This is a genomic window from Sporosarcina sp. FA15, assembly GCF_051550195.1.
Classification (GTDB): Bacteria; Bacillota; Bacilli; order Bacillales_A; family Planococcaceae; genus Sporosarcina; species Sporosarcina psychrophila.
This window is the reverse complement of sequence record NZ_CP188818.1, coordinates 3,734,268-3,755,380: the sequence shown is the minus strand read 5'-3', so window position 1 is coordinate 3,755,380 and position 21,113 is coordinate 3,734,268. Positions and strand designations below refer to the sequence as shown.

At 39.0% G+C, this 21,113-nt stretch carries 19 protein-coding genes and 1 pseudogene; 6 read left to right on the top strand and 14 right to left on the bottom strand.

Annotated features, from left to right (window positions below; translation table 11 throughout):
* Positions 1–69: 69 nt before the first annotated feature.
* Positions 70–405, top strand: coding sequence for a MerR family transcriptional regulator (locus tag ACP8HG_RS17715; protein WP_187046409.1), 336 nt, complete (start codon positions 70–72; stop codon positions 403–405).
* Positions 406–811: 406 nt separating this feature from the next.
* Here ACP8HG_RS17715 and ACP8HG_RS17710 read toward each other — a convergent pair whose 3' ends face one another.
* From ACP8HG_RS17710 to ACP8HG_RS17700, 3 genes are all read right to left on the bottom strand, one after another.
* Positions 812–2,860 carry a histidine kinase dimerization/phospho-acceptor domain-containing protein gene (locus tag ACP8HG_RS17710; protein ID WP_438297438.1) on the bottom strand — a complete coding sequence of 683 codons (2,049 nt, stop codon included), beginning with the start codon at positions 2,858–2,860 and terminating at the stop codon, positions 812–814.
* On the bottom strand, positions 2,847–3,533 hold the full coding sequence (locus ACP8HG_RS17705) for a response regulator transcription factor (protein WP_067204501.1): 687 nt from the start codon (positions 3,531–3,533) through the stop codon (positions 2,847–2,849). Before ACP8HG_RS17705 ends, ACP8HG_RS17710 begins: the two co-directional genes overlap by 14 nt.
* 425 nt (positions 3,534–3,958) lie before the next feature.
* On the bottom strand, positions 3,959–4,717 hold the full coding sequence (locus tag ACP8HG_RS17700; protein WP_438297435.1) for an SDR family oxidoreductase: 759 nt from the start codon (positions 4,715–4,717) through the stop codon (positions 3,959–3,961).
* A gap of 193 nt (positions 4,718–4,910) precedes the next feature.
* Between ACP8HG_RS17700 and ACP8HG_RS17695 the strand changes: the two genes are divergently transcribed.
* The gene (locus ACP8HG_RS17695; RefSeq protein ID WP_438297433.1) at positions 4,911–5,510 is read left to right on the top strand and encodes a TetR-like C-terminal domain-containing protein; all 600 of its coding nucleotides are present in this window, start codon (positions 4,911–4,913) and stop codon (positions 5,508–5,510) included.
* 406 nt (positions 5,511–5,916) lie between these two features.
* Here the strand turns inward: ACP8HG_RS17695 and ACP8HG_RS17690 are convergent, their stop codons facing one another.
* The 7 genes from ACP8HG_RS17690 to ACP8HG_RS17660 all read right to left on the bottom strand — a co-directional run bounded on the left by ACP8HG_RS17690 (position 5,917) and on the right by ACP8HG_RS17660 (position 13,319).
* Complete coding sequence (locus ACP8HG_RS17690; protein WP_187046405.1) at positions 5,917–6,741, bottom strand: sugar phosphate isomerase/epimerase family protein; 825 nt, start codon at positions 6,739–6,741, stop codon at positions 5,917–5,919.
* A complete protein-coding gene (locus ACP8HG_RS17685; RefSeq protein WP_438297431.1) occupies positions 6,738–7,712 on the bottom strand; it encodes a DUF6005 family protein in 975 nt (324 codons plus the stop codon). The genes ACP8HG_RS17690 and ACP8HG_RS17685 overlap by 4 nt, the downstream gene beginning before the upstream one ends.
* A gap of 13 nt (positions 7,713–7,725) precedes the next feature.
* The gene (gene asbD, locus ACP8HG_RS17680; RefSeq protein WP_187046403.1) at positions 7,726–7,983 is read right to left on the bottom strand and encodes a petrobactin biosynthesis protein AsbD; all 258 of its coding nucleotides are present in this window, start codon (positions 7,981–7,983) and stop codon (positions 7,726–7,728) included.
* Positions 7,980–9,215, bottom strand: a complete 1,236-nt coding sequence (locus ACP8HG_RS17675; RefSeq protein WP_438297429.1) for an AMP-binding protein — start codon at positions 9,213–9,215, stop codon at positions 7,980–7,982. The genes asbD and ACP8HG_RS17675 overlap by 4 nt, the downstream gene beginning before the upstream one ends.
* Positions 9,215–10,969, bottom strand: a complete 1,755-nt coding sequence (locus tag ACP8HG_RS17670) for an IucA/IucC family protein (RefSeq protein ID WP_438297427.1) — start codon at positions 10,967–10,969, stop codon at positions 9,215–9,217. Before ACP8HG_RS17670 ends, ACP8HG_RS17675 begins: the two co-directional genes overlap by 1 nt.
* The gene (locus ACP8HG_RS17665) at positions 10,941–12,764 is read right to left on the bottom strand and encodes an IucA/IucC family protein (protein ID WP_438297425.1); all 1,824 of its coding nucleotides are present in this window, start codon (positions 12,762–12,764) and stop codon (positions 10,941–10,943) included. Before ACP8HG_RS17665 ends, ACP8HG_RS17670 begins: the two co-directional genes overlap by 29 nt.
* A 426-nt stretch (positions 12,765–13,190) precedes the next feature.
* Positions 13,191–13,319 (bottom strand): hypothetical protein, encoded by a 129-nt coding sequence (locus ACP8HG_RS17660; protein ID WP_438297423.1) that lies wholly within the window; start codon positions 13,317–13,319, stop codon positions 13,191–13,193.
* A gap of 199 nt (positions 13,320–13,518) precedes the next feature.
* Between ACP8HG_RS17660 and ACP8HG_RS17655 the strand changes: the two are divergent.
* A pseudogene (locus ACP8HG_RS17655) lies at positions 13,519–13,672 on the top strand (IS3 family transposase); the annotation flags it as partial.
* A gap of 340 nt (positions 13,673–14,012) precedes the next feature.
* On the opposite strand, the gene ACP8HG_RS17650 reads toward ACP8HG_RS17655, so the two are convergent.
* Together ACP8HG_RS17650 and ACP8HG_RS17645 are read right to left on the bottom strand one after the other, a co-directional pair.
* Positions 14,013–15,137, bottom strand: coding sequence for a plasmid pRiA4b ORF-3 family protein (locus ACP8HG_RS17650; RefSeq protein WP_438297421.1), 1,125 nt, complete (start codon positions 15,135–15,137; stop codon positions 14,013–14,015).
* Between the two features lie 126 nt (positions 15,138–15,263).
* Positions 15,264–16,451: a DUF4317 domain-containing protein gene (locus tag ACP8HG_RS17645; RefSeq protein ID WP_438297419.1), complete on the bottom strand. Its 1,188-nt coding sequence runs from the start codon at positions 16,449–16,451 to the stop codon at positions 15,264–15,266.
* Between the two features lie 256 nt (positions 16,452–16,707).
* Between ACP8HG_RS17645 and ACP8HG_RS17640 the strand changes: the two genes are divergently transcribed.
* Positions 16,708–17,010 carry a hypothetical protein gene (locus ACP8HG_RS17640; protein WP_438297417.1) on the top strand — a complete coding sequence of 101 codons (303 nt, stop codon included), beginning with the start codon at positions 16,708–16,710 and terminating at the stop codon, positions 17,008–17,010.
* A gap of 320 nt (positions 17,011–17,330) precedes the next feature.
* On the top strand, positions 17,331–18,119 hold the full coding sequence (locus ACP8HG_RS17635) for a helix-turn-helix domain-containing protein (protein ID WP_438297415.1): 789 nt from the start codon (positions 17,331–17,333) through the stop codon (positions 18,117–18,119).
* Positions 18,120–18,292: 173 nt separating this feature from the next.
* Here ACP8HG_RS17635 and ACP8HG_RS17630 read toward each other — a convergent pair whose 3' ends face one another.
* Both ACP8HG_RS17630 and ACP8HG_RS17625 read right to left on the bottom strand, forming a co-directional pair.
* Positions 18,293–19,987, bottom strand: a complete 1,695-nt coding sequence (locus tag ACP8HG_RS17630; protein ID WP_438297413.1) for an alpha-keto acid decarboxylase family protein — start codon at positions 19,985–19,987, stop codon at positions 18,293–18,295.
* A gap of 300 nt (positions 19,988–20,287) precedes the next feature.
* Complete coding sequence (locus ACP8HG_RS17625) at positions 20,288–20,566, bottom strand: hypothetical protein (protein ID WP_187046395.1); 279 nt, start codon at positions 20,564–20,566, stop codon at positions 20,288–20,290.
* Between the two features lie 184 nt (positions 20,567–20,750).
* Between ACP8HG_RS17625 and ACP8HG_RS17620 the strand changes: the two genes are divergently transcribed.
* Positions 20,751–21,110, top strand: coding sequence for a carboxymuconolactone decarboxylase family protein (locus tag ACP8HG_RS17620; RefSeq protein WP_338654159.1), 360 nt, complete (start codon positions 20,751–20,753; stop codon positions 21,108–21,110).
* Positions 21,111–21,113 lie beyond the last annotated feature (3 nt).

Sequence of the window (21,113 nt, the reverse complement as noted above, 5' to 3'; positions counted from 1 at the left end):
ATGCTCCTTTTTGTTTGATACTATGAACCTTAAAGGTTAAACCATACTTTAAGTCAAGGAGGACGTGCTGTGTATTCTATTCAAAAAGCTAGCCTATTAGCTCAAATTCCTTCAAGCACGATCAGATATTATGAAAAAATAAATTTAATTCCTCCAATAAAAAGAAATAAACAAGAACATCGTACCTTTGATGATAAAGACATTGAAATCCTTAATTTAATAAGATGTTTCCGACATCTAGGAATGTCGATTGAAGATATAAGAGCAAGCATTTCAAATATAAATTTAGAATATGAAGATATGAATACTAAAGCAATTTTATTTCAGCATAAGAAAAAATTAGAAGAGCAAATTGGTATTTTAAATTCATACATCCATGAAATCGAAGAAAAAATAGTTATATAAAAATTTCAAAAGTTGATTCCATTTGAGCTACCCCCTGTCAAATAGACAGTGTGAATGTCTTCAATCAAGTGACGGCCAAATGAAATGGGTAATTTTTTAATTATCTTACTTATGATACTGCTCTCCGTGATGTGGCTAAGTGCGGTTTTTCATGAAAAAAAGTACCTTGTCCATTTCACATGAATAAGATACTTTTACAATTTGATTATTATTTTCGATTTGCACATCAATACTTACCTTCAGTATTCTTTCTAAATATCCGCAATCCTCTAATTCTCTAGCATAAGCATGTTTTTTAAACTTGAAGAACGTTGAAGTTCTTTAACAACATCTCTATCACTTTTATTAGCTACATCTATACACAGAAAAAGAATAGGACACTCTCATGTCCTATTCCCTTGCTACATTATTCATTTGGAAATTTCGGTAGATAAATCATCGACTTAAATAAATCGCCATCTACTTGAACTAAGAACCGTCCGAGCTGGATGTGAATCAGGCTTTCAGCAATCGACAACCCTAATCCGCTACCTTGACTTGATCTAGATTCATCCCCTCGTTTAAAGCGTTCCATTAGTTCATCGACTGAAATATTTAATTCATATGCCGAAATATTTTTAAATGTCACGAGTATTTCATTCCCTAAATCTTCAACATCAATATAGACCCTTGATGCAGGCTGTGCGTATTTAAAAATATTCGAGAATAAGTTTTCGATGGAGCGCCATAGGAGTTTACCATCAGCCTTCACATACACCTTTTCTGTTGGGTGAGCTAACTTAAAATCTAATGATGACGCTTCAATTTTTTCATCCATCTCTCCTATTCCTTGAGTTAGTAATGATACGATATCAATTCGTTCTAACTGAACAGGCATACTTCCGCTTGACGCTTTAGCCGCTTCAAATAAATCATCCGTTAAGAGCTTGAGTCTTTTCGATTTTTGATCTAACACGTCTACATATTCTGCAATTATTTCAGGGTCGTTTTCTATTTTTAATAAATCGACATACGTAATGATTGACGTTAATGGCGTTCTGATATCATGCGAAACATTTGTAATGAGCTCTGTTTTTAAACGCTCGCTCTTGATCTCACTATCCACTGACTTTTTTAACCCATCGTTAATACTATTAATATTCGCTGCGAGTCGGCTAAACTCCCCTTTTCCGTCTACTTCAATTCGATGATGAATATCCCCATTCTTAATTTGCTCTACGCCCTCTTTAATGCGGTTAAATGACTTCACCTTTTTCATCGCAAACCAGGCAGCTAGACCAATGGTAACGGGAAACATGAAAAACGTTGCTGCAACTACTATTGGATAACCGATGACAAGCAGCACAGTTTTTACACCTATACTGCCACTATCAAATACATTTTTCACCGAAAGAAAAACCTTTTTGAGAATTTGATAGATGAGTGTATGCTGAAGTAATGATCTATTTTTGATATGCTTTACGAGCGATAAAATCATCAGTAAGGCAATGATAAAAATAGGTGCCGTGAGAAGCGTGTGCATATCGTGCAACACTTCAACAATCATTGCTATCCACATCGCTGTTAAAGAAACGACTATCACAATATTGAGATCATTATATAGTTTGTCAATGACATGAAAATGAATTTCTTTATCTTTAAATGACGTTCTTCCAATAACCATGATTAGATAAACAAAAGATAAAATAAATCCTGCTAGAAATACAATTAATTCATTAAGAAAACTTTTGGCAATCGCTTTGTCTTTTTCCCATCCCTGCATTTTTTGTTGTAAGAAAGATTCTTTAAACGCCACAAAAATGACGTCTTTTTGTGGATTCAACTTTTCAACATTGTGTGTAAAGTAATCGAGGTATTGACTTTCTTTCACTTCATTTGGATAAAGCTTTTGTTGATAATCCTCAAATAGCATATATGCACCAAATGATTCAAATTGCTCTTTCTTATTTAGTTCACTATTGGAGAATACATGTTCACCATCACTCGCATAATACACGCTTCCTTCATATGCTTCTAGTGTGCTGAGTAACCGATAAAATTCTCTTACCTGTTCTTTCATGCGTTCATCTTTTTTACGATTGATGTCATCTGCATATTCTTCTTTAAAGATGCGCTTATTGTCCCCTTCACTTAAGTCGTAATCATATCCGTTGTAATGAAATTCATTGAATAACTCGTTTTCAATTCCTCGTCTATCTTCTTTAGTCAGTGCCTTACCACCTAAAATATATTCTTCACTTTTATACTTTCCGATTAATTGCGTTAAAGAGGTAATAAGATCGTAACTTTCATCAGCAAATACTCGGCTCTCAAAATAATTATCTTGATTTATACTACTTAGATGAACCTCATTAAATTCCATGTTGATAATTGCCTTCGCTGCACCAGTTAAACAAACGATGGCAATCAGAAACACAACCACTTTCGTAATGAGTGCATGACTAATATTTCTCAACTTTATACCCAACTCCCCATACAACTTTTAAATACTTCGGCTCTTTCGGATTAATTTCAATTTTTTCTCGAATCTTTCGAATATGAACCGAAACCGTATTTTCTGGATTAATAGCCCTTTCATTCCATACCTTTTCATAAATCTCTTCAATCGTGAATACTCTCCCAGCATTTGCTGTGAGAAGCTTTAAAATTTTATACTGCACTGGTGTCAAATAGACCTCTTGTTTATCAACGGTAATGATTTTCTGTTCATCATCAATCATGAGCCCGCCCGTTTGAAGTACATAACTACTCGCCTCAAGACTCCCGAATGTCGTATACCTTCTTAGCTGCGATTTCACTCTAGCCACAAGTTCTAATGGATTAAACGGCTTGGCCATATAATCATCTGCTCCGATATTTAATCCAAGTATTTTATCATAATCCTCAGACTTGGCAGAAAGCATAATTACCGGAATCATATTATCTTGTCGAATCTTCATCGTCGCCGTAATCCCATCCATTTTTGGCATCATAATATCCATAATAATTAGGTGAATAACGTGATCTCGAATAAGATCGATTGCCTCTATCCCATTGTAAGCTTTGAATACTTGATATCCCTCATTTTCCAAATAAACGCTAATCGCTCTTACAATTTCTTTATCATCATCACAAATCAAAATGTTCAACTACATTCATTCCTCCATCTCTTTAGGCTCATGTGATCACCCCTATAGGATCTGTATAAGGATATGATACTATTTAAATCTTAACAAACACGCACACCAATTCTTAAGACTTTCTTAGTTTTTTCCTAAGTAAATATAATTATGCCGAATAGACGATTCTGTGTTTCCTGATTCAATATAAAATCTTAGAAAATTATATAACTTGAAGTACATAAAAATTTGTAAAAGCCGATTTTCTGTTTGCTCAGAAAATCGGCTTTATTTTTGTATTCATATCTAATTTGAAAAATTTAAAGCAAAAATATCACTTACTTATGGTACGACTCCCTGCACCTGAAATTTAGTCTCCATAAACCGCTACTAATAAAAATACCTGGATCCGAAACGGTTTAGAGTCGTTTCAGATCCAGGTACCTATATTTCATTTAATAAGCGGTCCATCCTGCATCTGCCGTTAAGACCGTACCATTGACGAAGCTCGAATCGTCTGAAGCTAGGAACAATGCCACCTTCGCAATCTCTTCAGATTTGCCCGTACGCGGATTAATTGCTAGTCCCGGTTGAATACGTCCCATCCCAAACGCATTGATGGATGTCATCGAAGCTCCGATGTTCGTTTCTACTCCCCCTGGTGCAATGGCGTTACAACGAATGCCTTGCTTAGCGTACATAAAGCCCGTATTTTTTGTAAAGCCAACAACAGCATGCTTAGAAGCTGTGTATGCTGCACCCGCACGAGCACCGTATAATCCCCCTGCTGAAGCTATATTAATAATCACGCCTTGCTCTTTCGCCAAAAAGATCGGCAATACTTTACGAGTTGAACGCATAACACTCGTCGTATTTATCGCAAAAATTCGATCCCATTTGTCATCTTCAATATCACCCGCGGCTTCAAAATTGTCCATGATACCCGCATTATTCACCAACACATCAACCGTGCCATACGTGCTGACAGCTGTGTCTATTAAATTTTGAATGTCCTCTTCTTTAGCAACATTCGCAACGACACCAATGGCTTCCCCACCATTTGATTTAATTTCTTCTACCACCGTATTAGCAGAATCACCGTTAATATCGGACACAACCACTTTTGCCCCTTCTTGCGCATAGAGCGTAGCTATTGCTTTCCCCATGCCTGAACCAGCCCCTGTTACAACCGCTACTTTGTCTTGAAGTTTCATTTTATTCCCTCCTATTTTTAACTGAATGTGCTTTCACAATTACGATAATGAACAGATGTTTAATATCTTTCAATTATAGTATAATCAATTCAAGCTACTTCATTCAATCGGCAAATCAACATCAACTTGTTGATTACTAGACAATCTATCCGAATTTTGTTCGTTTATCAAAAAAAAATGAGGAGGTTTACTAATGTCCACTACACCACCAAGCGTGGATAGAAGAATTCGAAAATCAAAAGTAGCACTAAAAAACGCGCTTTTAAGCTTAATGCAATCAAAAGACTTCAAACATATTTCAATTACAGATATTGTCCAACTTGCCGATCTTAATCGGGGAACATTTTACAAACACTACCCAGACAAAGAAGAACTGTTGGAAGAAATAATCGATGAAGTCATGAAGGATTTAATCACATCATACCGTGCACCTTATGAAAGTCTGACTGTTTTCGAAGTCAGCAAGCTTACTGCTTCAGCCATTAAAATATTCGAACACGTGGCTACTAACGCCAATTTTTATACATTACTAGGAAAATCAAATATATTAGCAGGTTTACAAGCCCGTGTCTGCAACGAATTATCACAACTTGTCCTTCAAGACATTTCCAATAGAACCATACACACAAAAATCAACATCAAGATGTTAGCCAATTACCAGGCATACGCAATTTGGGGGATGATTACTGTTTGGATAGACAGCGAATTCTTATATTCACCGGATTATATGGCCGAACAATTACTCGCAATTCTCCATCAAAACTCGTTCAATGACACGGAATCGCGGGGCTAAAATAACAAAGAAAAAACATACCTTGTGCTTTTCGAACTCTTTGGGAAGGCTTTGCTTAGTGTTATTTTTCTGGAGTACCATATATCGAGGGGTTATTGGCGATAGGATAGAGATGATAAATCGAGTGGATAGAATCATTCATTCTTCTAATTTATAAAGCAACCCTGCCACAAAATCGGACAACGTTGCTTTATATGTAACTGTCTACACAGAGTTTGTTAGATAAACTTCCATATTACGCAAAAGACCATCCATCTATTATCTCGTTAGACTCCTAATCCCTTTTGTTAATCTCAACAAAAGGGATCTTTTTAGCAAACATTCATGAATATTTCTTACATAGGTACCAAAAACTAAATTTAGATTGAATCAAGCGATTCTCATATATATTTTAAACAAACTTACGTTATACTTGCACCAACTGCAACGCCTTCTTAACCTCCTGAACATCTTTTGCTAATACGCTCTTCACATTTGATCCGAACCATTCCAATGACGCATCTACCTCCTTCAGTGATAGTACTCCTGCTAGGAATTCATCATAATCAATTGCACCTTCAAACAATGGGACCATCCCTTCTCTAGACCCTGATGCAGCATAAACATTGTTTGGAGAAAAAACACCAAGTTGTGCACGTGAGGCAATATTTTTAAAGTGGAAATGTGAGATATAAGGACGAAGTTGCTTCATGGCGACAATAGGGTTTATCCCTGATTCCCATATATGCAAAACGTCAAAGTTCACTCGTAGGCTTGAGTGATTCGTTTCTTCGAGTAACTGCATCGTTGAAGGTAGATTATCTGTCAATGTGTTCGGATGAGTTTCAACAAGCAAATCTTGTCCTTTTGACTCAAGATAATCACAGAGCATTCTGAGCCTGGAAATCAGTTCTTTCCTTTCTTTCTTACTCGTGTCTGAACTGCCCTGTTTTCCTACAAATGTACGAATCTTATTCGTTCCCCAGCGCTTTGCAAGTGAAGATAACTTTTCTGTTTCAGCCATCATCTCAGAAATTGGTGCTTCTAATGGCAAATAATCACTAAGCATGCTTGTTTCCAAACCGTAGGAGCTTAGCCAATCTGCTCCATAATGAAGTTCATCTGCCAAGTTCTTTGCATGAACACCCCAGAGCTCGATTCCTTGAAAACCTTGAGTTTTTGCAAAGTGAGCTAATTGATCAATCGAGTGGAGATGGTGCCGAAACGAGATCGTACAGATAGATAGTTTCATAGTACAACCTCTTTCCTGTGCTGTAATGTCAACCATGCTTGAAAACAATCTTGTAATCCTTGCTTAATCTTGAACTCAAGGAGATTTTGTTCTTCTAACTTCGCAAAAATATCTTCAGCTAATAACAAATCTTGCGTCATCGCAAGTTTCATCGCTCGATAGTGAATCGTTGTATAACCATTCACTAGACGCTCAATTTCATCACACCAAGTTTCAAAGCCTTCCTCATCGCGTCCAAGAGCTTCCCAAAAATAGGCGAATGCATGTTCATATGCATACTTTCTAATCGCTAAAACCGGCAATTGTTTTAATGCAGTTGGAAGTTTTGACATACTTTCTTTTTCTTTTCCTACGGTATAATCTTTAATAATCTCGGTAATTGCGTCTGTCACCGGATTACAATGAAGCTTTATACATGTATTAAAATAGGCTTCAACTGCCTCTGTAGTTGGAGCAATAATTGTCTCTGAATCAAAGTAATAGCCACCACCGACAGTTGGCTCTTGGATTGCACCTATAATCCTCTCCTTCGGCAAAATCCCTTCCCAGCGAAAATCAGGATCATACATAAACCACTCTGCTTCATTTTCTGTCGATTCTAGCATCACATAATGTGGAAATGGACGTTGATGAAATTTATTCTCTCGCTCTGGAAGCATCGATAAATCCAGCATCACCATCACATGTTGATGTGGAGATTTATTTTCTAATAACCTTAGCAGCTTGTTTATATTTTCTTGTTTTGATTGTTCTTCGTCATACCATTTGTAAAGCTTGATTCCATAGAGCATTTCATACCATGTTTGAAAGAAATGATGATCAATTCGATCTGAGTGATATGTTAGCACTCCATTATCGAGCACATCAAAATCTGCATCCCATACCCCAAAATAGTAGGGCCTATGATCAACGCCTTTCGTTTTCTTAATAACTTCACAAACACAGCTTACAAAACAATGTACTTTTATCATTTTTCCCCTCCGATTATTGTACTTTTTGCTGTTTTTCTAGAAAGCTTGCTAGTGTTCCTACTGTTTTGAAATCTTTAGGAACGAGAATCTCATCGGGAATGGAAATGCCAAGATCCAACTCTAAATGAAGAATCAGTTGAAGGACCATAATTGAATCCATATACAAATCCTCATTTAACCGAGCATCTTCACTAAAAGAAGACAGTGTCTGCAACTCTAATGAATTTTCCATAATGTCATAGATGCCCTTGATTAATTGTTGTCTCGTCATACTGGTATGCCTCCAAGTTTTTTTTTACTTACCTTTCCATTTGGCAGTTTTTCAATTTCATGAACAAATACAAACTCCATCGGAATTTGATGTGGAGCGAGAAATTTCCGACACCATTCTCTAAGTTCCATATTATCGATTGGTTCAGTAGATACGTATTGTGCGCATACTCTCTCTCCTGATAGGTTGTTTTGTTTCTTATAGACGACCGCTTCGACTATTCTTGGGTCATCCATTAACACGGTTTCAACTTCTAGCGGATACACATTCAAGCCTGCTACATTAATCGTGTCATCCATTCTTGCAAGAAAAGAAAGAACATTATCTTCTATATAGCCAAGATCTTTTGTATAAATCGTTTGTGAAGACAATTCAATGATAATTTCGCTCGGTGTTTGTTTGTCACCAGCTGTCACCTTCACATGAGGAAGGGGATAGCCCATTTCTTTCGGATCCTCCATATTAGGGTGAATCGCAACACACCCGGATTCAGAACATCCATACTGCTGTAATACTTGGCGAGATTTCTCTCTTAATAATGTCAACCAACTATGCGGCATCACAGTTCCTGACGTCATCACACGATCAAATTGTTGATCAATAGGCAATAATCGACTTAATGTATAAAGTAACGCTGGAGCCGCATAGAGTATGTGCTTAGGATATTCTTTTAGCTTTTTCAGAATATATTTAGGATTACTATTCGTAATAATAACCGGCTTTGCTCCCCTTCTTATGCAGGCCAAGACACCACAAATGAATCCATAAGAATGAGTAACTGGACAAGCGACAACAGAATTTGTCAAGGAATCGACAGGTAATGTCTTCACATAGCTTTCAATCTCTTCTTCCACTGAACTCCACGTTCGTTCAATACATTTCGGAGCTCCTGTTGTACCTGAACTCATTTGAATTAATACTCCTTCTTGGTTATTGGAATGATTTGATAGTTCGATGAAAGAATCGATCGATTGGAACAACAAAAGATGACTACCTGCTGAAGAAGCAAGCCGCACAGCTCCCTCTTTTGGCGTCGCTGAATGGATTGGGACGACTGATCCACCTTTTTGGCGAATATATAAACAAAGAGCTATATATTGGAAAGTATCATCCGTACAAATTGCTAGTCTGCGATTATTACACTCTCTTAGATGAGATAAACTTTCATATATTTCATATTGCTTCTCTATATCTTCTACTGTATAAAATTGATCATTGACATAAAACATCATCATTTCCCCTTCTTATTCGCTTGCGCCAATGTATTGCTGACGATATGTCGAAAGTTACCTTCTTCTTGATTTCGAAGTTTTTTTGTTAACAAAGATTCAACATAAATATGTATGTTAGTATGCTGAAGCTGTTCATTTCTTGAGCATAATGATGGAAACCGTTCAAAGTGCTTTTGTATTCCGTCCCTAACTTGACTCCAAAAACATGTTTCTGCAAATCCATACTGCTCTTCTAGCAAATTAGATAGTTCACTTAAATGAAACACGAATAATGTATCCATCACTAACTCTCGTAAAGCCTCTACAGAAGACATCCAATAATAATGATCGACAGGTGCATCTTTAAAACGTTCGTGTATCGTTTCAAAGTCTGGAATGAGGCTTCTGTCTGCAATAAATTCTTCAGTATATTCGATACTGTCATGGAAATCCCTCAGTACAACCCGAGTCGGCCAGCCATTTTGATGTAATAAAATCATATTTTGCGCATGGGCCTCAACAGCAATACCGTGAGCGACAAGCAAGTGCCACACAGGAATAACACTCACTTCGATCAAGCGTTTTACCCACTTCTCCGTTCCATATCGGAAAAGCCAATCATCTATAAACGGACGCCCATCTTTCTCCATCATCATTAGCACCGTAAATGGTACCGCTTCTTCATCATCCTTCATATACGAGCGCACACTTTCTCGCCATATCGAGCCAAGCTGACCTTCTAATTTTTTGCTATGCTCTTTTGCATTCGGTTCAAAAATAATCCCTGCATATTCTTCCAGTACAATAAGAGACGCTTCTTTTTGTAAATAGGAGTCTAATTGAATCACCTGTTTAAGCCATGTTGAAATATGAGGAGCGGCACAAACAGCATGAGAATGCAAATTTCGTAATGAAGAGGTATTCACCATATTCATCGAGCATTTTAATTGCGCCTTTTCAGGATTTGAAAAATTCCATAATGTTCGCACCGATTGGGATGCCCGATAGTAATCTCCTTTCACTTCTAGAGGAATTAGATCTTTTTGCTCAATTAATTCAGCTAGTTCATGTTTCAGGTTATACCACTGCCAAGGATGAACCGGTAAAAACGTATATTCTTCATATGTTCCATTGAATACTGCAAGCTTTGCAAGAAGGCCTTCCCACATCAAATGCCCTAGCTCTCTTTTCCAAAAACTCTCTTCCTCTTCAAGAACAGTGATTCGTACGTAGCTTCTTCTCACTGCAACCCATTGGAGGGTAAATGATTGCTTTGCCTCAGGGCCGTAGTCTTTATGGTCGTCGATTGTAAAACCGGTTCTTGATTTATAACAAGGGTGATATGGATGTCCTTCAATGATTTCTGATTCTAATTCTTCATAACTCGAATTTCTTCTCGACATTGGCATTTGTAGATGACGATCATTCCATTCACAAAGCTTACTCGTTAAATAAAGTTCTTTCAGTAATCGAACTTTGTCACTAAGAGTCGAAAGTAATTCATCTACTAGATCCTCAAGCGTCGCCTCTAGTAAAGTTTCATCTCTTCCTACTTGAAAAATGCTATCTCCCTTTATTCGGATGCGATCAAATGCCATTCTTCGGCCTTCACAACGATAGGTGTACTTCTGTCCAACAAGAGTAAGGATTGAAGTCCATTTATCTAGACGAGTTTCTTCATATTTGATTAATCCTTCAAAAATCATTGCTTCCACAAGCTGCCGTCTTACACGTAGCTCTCCTTGTTTAGAAGCTAAAGGCTGTAGCTGCTGCATATTCTGCCTCCTCATACTGAAGCACAAACGGATTTGGAATTTTCGTGTATACCGCCTGTTCAAGCTCGGCTTCTAGTTCATCTACATCATGAAACCTTGTTAGTAAATTTGCTTTGAACGCAAGATTTTCTTGTTTTAGAATGTTACGAACAAATGCCTTCCCGTGACCTGTAAATTCTTTTTCTAATAAGTGCAGTTGATCGATAGACCACTTCAAAAGAATTTTTTCATCGACTAGCCGATCTGCTCCAAATCGGGAAATAACGGGAAATAATTGATTCATAAACAAATAATAGGCAAATCTATCATGAATAAGGGCATCTTCGTAAAATAGCTCTTCTGTTTCATGTAGAGAAGGCTCTATTGAAAGAAGTTCTTCTTTATACGTTTTTGATAAGTAATATCCTTGGTTATCACGATAATAATAAGTAGTTGGATAACCTGAAGAAATGTTTAACACACTATTTTGCTGATGTGCTTCGAGAGCTATCCCATACTCATCGTATAACCTTAATAATGATTCAATAGCACATTTCCAATAGGCTTTAAACCAATCTAAACTTACACTTTCTAATGAGCGGAATTCTGATTGAGAGAGTTTCATGATGAGCTGACACAGTCTCGATTTTTCTTTTGGCAGAGGCTCTTGAACAAGAGCAGCGATCATGCAGATTCCTTCATCATGTCCTTTAGGAAATATGTTTGAGCGAAAAATAACTTCAAACCCTGATTCCGTCTGATTTGGAAACTCTACAGTCATATAGGCTGGGTCATCAATCATCTGAAAAGATGAATGGTTCTGTAAGAAATCAATCTTATTCATCAACCGAGCCATAACAATTCCCGCTTTTAGTTCATGAGTTCGATTTACCCTCAATGAATTCGTTATTTTGACTGGAATTGAAAACTTATACATCATTTCCTCATTTGAGCTATATACCGTTCTTATCGAAGAGGTTGCTGTATAAAATGCTCCAAGCGCACCTTCGTATTTTATCAATCCTTCGGCAATTGCTTTTTTTACATACTGTTGCTGTAAGAGCCACTGTGCTTGAAGCGGGTGCATCGGAATGAGGCAATCCTTCTCTGACTTAACAAAATCAGGTTGTGATTTTGTTAAAGACTGAGAAATGAGTTCACTCGCACTTCTTTCTAATACAGAGGACTCTTTCACAATTTTACGGTCGACACGAAAATAGTGAAGCTGGAAAGAACCTTGTAGCTCTGGAGCAAAACTCGTTTGTTGCCAATTTGCCATCCCTTGTCTGCTTTTAGGTGTCGGATGAAGCCAATGTCCAAATAAGAGAGACTGCTCAGCTTCAATAAACGTATCGTTAGCTCCATTTGGTTTCTTATCTTCCAAACTCTTTTCAATATAATTTGCCATCGTTTGATAGCTCTCAATTATGCGAAGAATGAGTTCATCAAAACAGGAAGAAAGTTCAGAACATCCATCTGCCTTAGCCATTAAATGTAGTTCTTGAATGAGCGTGATGAGTATCGTTAATTTATCTTCAAGAAGCCATTGTTTTTGTTTCGTACAATACTTCAACGCGACACCAAATGTATGTCTTCCAACAAGAGATTTGTATTCCACACCAAATGCAAAACGGGTGTTTTGCATCGGCAACTCAAGCTCTAACATATGTGCATCTGTAATCAGGATAGATAGTCGCTGTTCTTTTATCCACTCCTCCTTTTTGACCCAGTGTCCGCTACTCACTTCTCGTATATAACAATTCATAAACGCCTGAAACGTTGCATTTTCTGCAATCTGTTTAGCAACCTGTTGCATGTAATTTACCATCCTTTCATAGAGCCTTTCACTAGTGAATGATAACTATTATCATTTACCGCCAAAAAAATTAGTCTTCCTAATTAGAAAGACTCATATAAGAAGTAAATGGAAACAAATTTGTTGCTGACATATGATATACCTTCCTGTTAATTAAAAAGAAAATTAAGAATTTACAGGATAACAATAGACTAATAGCTACACATCATACTCATAAATGATAATGATTATCATTATCATTTATGAGTACATATTACATGAATATTGAAAATGTCTCAACTGTCAAAGGACCTATTGATCCAAAACAGGTCACAGTAAAAAATGATGATTACCATTTTGATAGGTGCAGGGCACTCTAAGAACAAAAGCATAAGCAGAAACGCCCTATTTAATAACTTCTATAAATCGGGCGTTATGTTCTACCTTTCAAGTTACTGACGCATCAAAATACTTTTTTTGACTACGCATATGATAAAGCTCTTGACGGCTATCGATAATATAAGAAGGTGCTGGTTTGACTCTGTTGGCACGATGACCTGCAAAACGATCACCCATTTACTCAGCATTGCCCTCTGTTACTTAAATCTTTTTTACTTTAATAATTTTTTTGTTCTTCCTCCATTATTATTTTTTTATTATCTGCTATTCTAATTAATAATGAATATTAGTGAACTACAAAATAGCGCATCGATCAAAGGATGGATTTATACAGCTGAAGAAAACGAATTTATTGTAGGTGCTTTTTCTATACAACAAATTAGCTGAAGGTGTGATTGTGGATTCAGATCAAGGAAGTATTTACACGTCATATGCGCGACCTTGTCTGCAGTATGCCGCGTAGAGGAAACTGTTGGGACAATGCGGTGATTGAATCTTTTCATTCGAACTTGAAGTCTGAGGAGTTTCAATATGTTAAATTTAATTTATTACGCAATCAAGACGGAACTAAGCGGGTAATTACTCGCAATTCTCCATCAAAACTCGTTCAATGATACGGAATCGCGGGGGTAAAATAACAAAGAAAAAACGTATCTAGTGCTTCTTGAACTCATTGGGAAGGCTTTGTTTAGTGCTGTTTTCAGGAGGTTCATGTGCCAGTGGAGGGGTTTTATTGGCGATAGGATAGTAAATCGAGTGGATAGAATCATTCAGTCTTCTAATTTATAAAGCAACATTTCCATAAATTCGGCAAGCATTCATCTCCCACCTACGCTTTGCGTTGAGGAAGGAGACTTCTGCCTTAGTCGATTAAAGTCCCTTCAACCCTCTATTTATAGAGTCAATAGCAAATTCCTGATAACGCTGCATCCGTCCCCAATTAACCATATGCTCATACTCAGGGTGGTCGGGATCAGCAAGAATCTTGAGAAATTCTTCATAACCATACTCACCGCCTACATCTTCTGGTGGTGTATTCCCTTCACCTTCCAAGCAAGCAGAATAGTTGGACTCATAGTTCTCTATAATGCTTTCTACTTCGATATCATGGTTCCAGTCATCACCAAAATCATAATTGTATGTCAGCTTCTCGTATGCAGGAATATATTCCGATAGCTTCACGTCTTTTTCAAGCTTCATGTTTACTTGCCCGGGATAATCAAAAGCCTCTTCGGTGCAAACAAGATTGATGATTGGTTTTTGGATTTTTTCATTATGCCCTTCAGTGATGTGATTCCCCGTATTGTCCGCCTTACCATAAACAAAAAAGTCATGAAGATGGTAATCTTGCCATCCAAAGGCCGTCTGTATAATTTGGTGTAATTGGTTAAATGTTTTATTTACAGGGACCACAAGTCGCCGCCATACTTGACGATTTTCGAACCTAAGTGTAACTTTCAGGACTGCGGCTTTCGCTTCAAAAGTTGATTGGCCAGCAAAAAGGTTGAGATCCTTATACATCTCTTCATGCGGTAGAAAATAACTGTTCTTTCCGTCTCCGACTAACATGCGACTAATCTTGATACCCATGTCCGGCTGGAAAATAGAATCTACATCCCATAACTCATCAAAAAAGTATACATTATCACAAGCCTTATTCATCCTTGCCACAGAAGTCCGATTCTTTGTCTTTGTAATGCAAACTTCACCAGTATGAAGTAAATACTGGTCAATCACCTTGTCCGATATCCCTTCTGCCTGAAATGTTTCGCGGATTCCTTGCAAGGCAATCTCGTTGAACCTTTTAAAGTCTTTTGCTTTCAGTCCGTACAACACAACGGCATAACGATTATCATCATTCACTAACACAACCGCTTTCCTACGATTAACCGTGATTAAATTTGCATGCCAAGAGAAAAGTGGATTGTCCTCGGTAACTGATTCAGGTTCGACTTTGAGTTCAACTAAAAGTTTTTTCGTACAACGGATATGCATAATTGACAACTCCTTTGAATGAGGGGTACCTGAAATTTGATAGTACTAGTATTTTTCTCAAATAAGAGACCTCACCTACTAATGATAAGGCTACCATAGCGCATCAAAATGAGGTTATTGTCTTGTCTACTCCAACAATTCTTCTTCAAGTAGCGTAAACCCTTCAATTATCGTGTCTTCTTCCACCTCAATCAATATGCAACGTTTTCCATTAACAGTGACCTGCCTCACATACCTCAAGTCTTGCGGGCTGATAGCAATATTTGCTACTTTCGTTTCAATCTTGATGGACTTGGATGCGTAACTTGGAAGGATGTGGCTTGCCTTCATTTCATATGTTTTGTCTTCGATTACTTTCTGAAATGCTCTTTCCACTTTTTCTGCGCTCACATCTTTCACTCCACTTGCCTTCAGCACACGCTCCACTTCTTTAGTATCCAAAGTAGAAAGGCTTTCATCTTCTTCCTCGTTTTCCACAAGCAACATACTGTTTAATTCATCATATACACTGGCAAGGGTTTTTGTATTCATCTCATTACCAGCCACTTCTTTTACGATTTCTTCAAAGACGGCTTTATCATCCTCTGCAGTCATAATCTCTTCGCCGTCCAGCACATTCTCAATGAAGTGGTAATCTGGCTTATTCGCTTTGCCAGCAGCATACAAGATGTGATTGACGTCTGCTGCATTGTCAGTAAAGCAAGGGAACACAAATCCACCAATTGGAGAAGTTAAATTGATAATCGGATCAAGCATGTCACGCGACTTAAATTCCTTCTCATTGAAATCAAATATAAGTGACCGTTTCGGCAGTTCAGTCTGATTCATGCTGCAAAGAATGAATGGGTTCTTGTACACTTCATCCTGCTTTGCGACTTCCTCTTCATCATGATTCCTTTTCGTCGGTTTATAATAATTACCGCGAATAAAAGTCACTACGACGTCCTTTTCATATTGAGCGTCTTGCACCATCTTTCGGGCGATGCTTTCCATATTCGTTTTCCACTCTTCTACTTCATTCGTATGGAGACCCTCATATAAAAGCCGTTGCGTATGGTCCGTTTGCTCCTCCGCTTGCTCTTGAAACTTCACCTCAAATAATTTCAAACCCAGTTTTCCACCTAACACTTTTTTAAAGTTGGTCAGAAACAACTCCTGTTGCTCTCTGTCCAATAGGGCAAATGGCTGGCTTTCCTCATGATAGAAATCACTGCTCTCCTGCTTAATATACACTTTGTAAATGTCAGTGATTTTCAGTAAATCCGTATCCAACTTAAATTGCTTGCGAATCGCTGCAATGTCCTTCTTATTCATCTCTATTTCAACTCCCCAACTAGTATATTCTGTCATGTCGAATGTAAAACTCACATTATAAACTTAAAAAGAGCGTCAATGCTTTGATTCAGCATTTGACACTCCCTTATTATAGCAATGTTTTTGATGATGGTAGAACCACAATCAACTTCGAATGATACGGCGACGTCTTCCACATGATTAAGAGATTAAAATCGGGGTATAACAAGGACATGCTTCACTTATACAACTAGACAAAATTTTGGAGGAGATTATAATGGCTTTGAAACTCACAGGAGAAAAGAAATGGTTGAAACTTGGTGCAGCAACAATCCTGTCTGTCGGGATGCTTGCAGCGTGCGGCGACGGTGAAGACGACGTCGACGTGGATGTTAATAACCCTGTAGAAGATGTCGATCCTAATGACGGTACAGATACAAATGTGGATGTAGATACTGACGATGGTACAGATGCGGATGTGGATGTAGACACTGACGAGGGCACAGATACCGATGCAGATACGGATGCGGATGTAGATACTGACGAAGGTACGGATACTGATGCCGGCACAGATGGTTAATAGCAAAACCACTAAGCGCTGAGCTTATAAAAGGACTGAATGGCCAATGTGCCATTCAGTCCTTTTTTCTATTCAGAATATAATTTTCAAATGAACATCACTACGATTGTAGAACGCTCAACAATCATGGCAGACTTTAATCCAATTTAGTAAAAAACGATTTACATCCAGATCTCACTATTTTGACTGAATAGATGAGTCCAGGCAAACAAGTTTAAATTTGCTTGCGCTCTTCTGATAAAATCACAAAAACTTTTTTCACAACATTGTCCCCTAAACCTCAATTCCCTTCTATATAAAGAATAAAGGGGATATTCTTTATGACAACTTACCTAACGGAATACGCGCACTTCACAAACAAACACGATTTAGACGCGGCGACTAGGCAACATGTACTCACGCACTGGAACGACATGAATCAAACAGAGCGGGCTGTTCTTGATATGATTCGTCGTTACTCCGTTAAATACGGTGCTGCACATTTGAAACACGAAACAATCGAAAAGGCTATCAAGAAATCCAACGCAACTGTACGACGCGCCATCCGCAAATTAGAAAAGCTCGAAATCATCGAAAGGATTCACTATATCCGCCCAGTCATGAGCGGTCTAGGCGCTAACATTTATGTCATTAAACCTACTAATGACCAGTCGAAATTGAACACCCCAGAGAATGACGAAAAACCTTCTAGCAGTAAGTTTGAACCCGCTAATCTACAAACCGAAGCTTTTCTTTCTAAAGCGATAAAACCTAAAGACCTTAAAAGAACGTCTCCTACGGAAGTTGTGCCTACTACACTTTTCGGCAAGATGAAATCTCTTCTTTCTTCAACAATCGGAGAAAGTAAATTAGCACGCAATTTTTACGGCGTCTACCGGAAACAGTCCCTGCAAATGCTAAAGTTCAGCATTCACGAAGACAAGGGGGAGCTTTTCGAGCAATTGGCCATGCAAGCCCTTCGTATTGCGGTTCAAACAACGAAACAGAAAAAAGTCCGGAATTTGCCCGGCTATTATTCAGGTGTCTTGCGCGAACTCATCGGCAAGGCTTTATTCAGCGATGCATTTATGGATTACGACTTGCCAGTTGAGGGGTTTTTCTGCCGGTAGTTGTAAATCGATTGGAAAAATAATTGGGATTACTTATTCCCCATGTTTTCACTTAGGTTTATGCATTGTTGTGTTACGGGTTGCGGGTAACGTTCTTGTAGTCTAATAAACATAAAAGCGCACTCCGAGAAGTGCGCTCAATGCAATTCCTTATTTGAAATATCAGCATACAGCTACTCTTTCAGACGTTCCTGTTCTTCTAAGTGCTTGCGAAGCCGGATTAAATAATCCGGTGCATCCATCGAGTCAGTGACAATCATTTCAATCATGCACAGCTGGCTCGTCTGTGCTTGCTCCGCTGCGGAAATCGCCTCATCCAACTCTTGGTTTGTGCGCACTTCAACCGTGAATGCCTTTCCGCCAAAGGCTTCAGCTAGCTGCGTATAATGCCAGTTTGGAATCTCGTTGTACTGCTGGTTAGACGTCTTGATATTTAAGTATTTTTCAATTGTGTAGCCGCTGTTATTGAGGATGAACAGAATGGGTCGGCAGCCATTATCCAGCATCGTACTGATTTCTTGAACCGTCACCTGCAGCGAACCTTCCCCAGTAAACAGCAGCACACGTCTGTCCGGTTCCGCGATGCATGCCCCGAATGCAGCCGGCGTTGCATAACCGATGCTCTGCCAACCTTGCTGGCTAATATATTCGGCTCCTGCCGGCAGTCGCACTTGTGACATCCCATACCCAAAGGTTCCAGTCTCAACCACAACAATGTCTTTGTCCTTCAACATCCGCTGGAAGCGTGGATAATAAGATGCTGCTCGAATTGGCTGCTCCGGCTCACCAGATAGTTCATCATAAGGGAAGGAAACTTGAGGTAAAGCCCCGCTTCGGGTCCACCCGCACGTGTTCAAGGCAGCGACGAGATCTGCCGCCATCACCTGCTCGTACATGGATTCCCCGACCCGTACAAACTCAGGCTGAATGTCGATGAGACGAAGCTGATGAAGCATTGCCGTTTCCTTCGCAGAATTCGTGTCGTTCCAAATCATACCAATCGCAATCACACAGTCCGCGCTTTCAACGATTGTTCTGACCTGTTCACTTCCTAATGCTCCGCCATACACACCGATATAATTCGGGTGCTGTTCGTCGAAGCTACTCTTGCCCATCATAAGCGAAGCAGCCGGTACGTTAAAATTCGATGCCAGCTGGTGAACGCTATCTCTAAGTCCATAACGGAGCGACAGCATATCCGATAAAAGAACTACATTGTTCGTACCGTTCAACAATCTCGTTATATGCTGAATCGCAGCCTCAAGCGCTGGTTTATACGTCGTGACTTTAGTGACTTCCGGAACACCCCGCTGAACGATGGGCTTCGTGACCAAATCCATAGCTACCATCAAATAGACCGGCTTGCGTTTTTGTTTAGCTATGCGGATTGCTGCTGAAATCTCCTGTTCGGCATTTTCCGGCGTCACGATTGCTGTATAGGCGCACAGATGCGTAGACACTTGCCGGAATACGTCAAAATCGCCGTCCAGTAGGGAATGGTGCGCTAATTTATGCGCCTGCTGATCCATTGATTTGGGAGCTCCGACGATATGTATGAGTGGCACATATTCACTGTTCGCACCCGCGATAGGATTGCAGGCACTCATCTCGCCAACACCAAAAGTTGTAATGAACGCTGACAAGCCATGAAGTCGTCCGTAGCCATCAGTTGCATATCCCGCCCCTAGCTCGTTGCGTGCATTTATGAAACAAATTCCATCATATTGCTCCAACGTATCCAGAAGGGTGAAATTATAATCGCCTGGAACGCCAAAAACTTCGGTAATACCCTCCGCTTTTAGACTGTCGAAAAGATATTGCCCGAGTGTGGGCGGGTGTGTTGGTATCGGCTGTTGCATTTTATCCATTTTAGTCTATTCCTCCTTTGCGTTTTTCAAAGGTTAGCTGTTTCCGAAACAATGGAGCGTTTCGGTAGCTACTCTATTATCTGAATTACCCCATCTCCCCCTACTTACTCCTAATTATTCGCCAGGTATTTCCGTTCATACGAAAGAAACACTACAGCAAGTCACTGTAGTGTTTCTTTCGTAATTTATCCCATGCTATTTTTCATCCTATTTGAAGGGAAACACTAAACTAGGTACGTAAAACGAGGACTGTTTCTCCCCCAAAAGCTTTACGGAACCTGTGGGGGTGATTGCCTCATTTTAATGATCTTTCACAATCCCATTGGCTTCGTTTAATTGCCCCTTTATCAAATCTAGCTGTTCTTTGTTTTGCTGGACTGAATTTGCTGGCTCATCCTGCTGTTCTGCATGTAAGCGTGCCTTGTCAGCGCGTGATATCGAATTGAAAGCATGCTCAACTGCAATCTCTTCTGGGTGCGTCATGGCTTGCTTCACTGCACGATCCGCCTTTTGAACAGAGTTGCTTAAAAATGTGTTTGGATTATCCTTCTTCCAACTTGTATCAGAACGCTTAGCCATTTATACCTCTTCCCTTCCTACAAATAAAATAAGTTACAGCGCACTTAGTATTGTGAAATATTCTAAAAGTATGCACGGAAGAGGCTATATCAATTTAAAAGCAAGGAATTTATTTATCTTAAAAACAATGCATGCATGCCTTCCTCCGTCTCGCTAATACTACCTTCGAATAGGAGGGTACTAAATGGATGAAATCACTTATTCAGAAGCCGTATTACAGGAATACAAAGTTGGAATGGGCAGTTTCTCAGAAAAATTGCCGGAGGTGGCTAGGGCGTTTCATGCATTCACTGAGTCGTGTTTCGAAGACGGCAAATTGAATCAGAAAGACAAACAGCTAATCGCTCTCGCCATTAGCGTGCACGCAAATAACGAATATTGCATCCTCTATCATACAAAGGGTTGCCTGGATGCGGGTGGCACTGAGGAAGAAATGATGGAGGCAATTGGGGTGGCTGCGGCTCTAGGCGGCGGTTCCGCAATGAGCCAAGGTGTAACCATTTGGCAGGATGCACTCGAAGACTTTATAGGAATAGTTCAATAACAT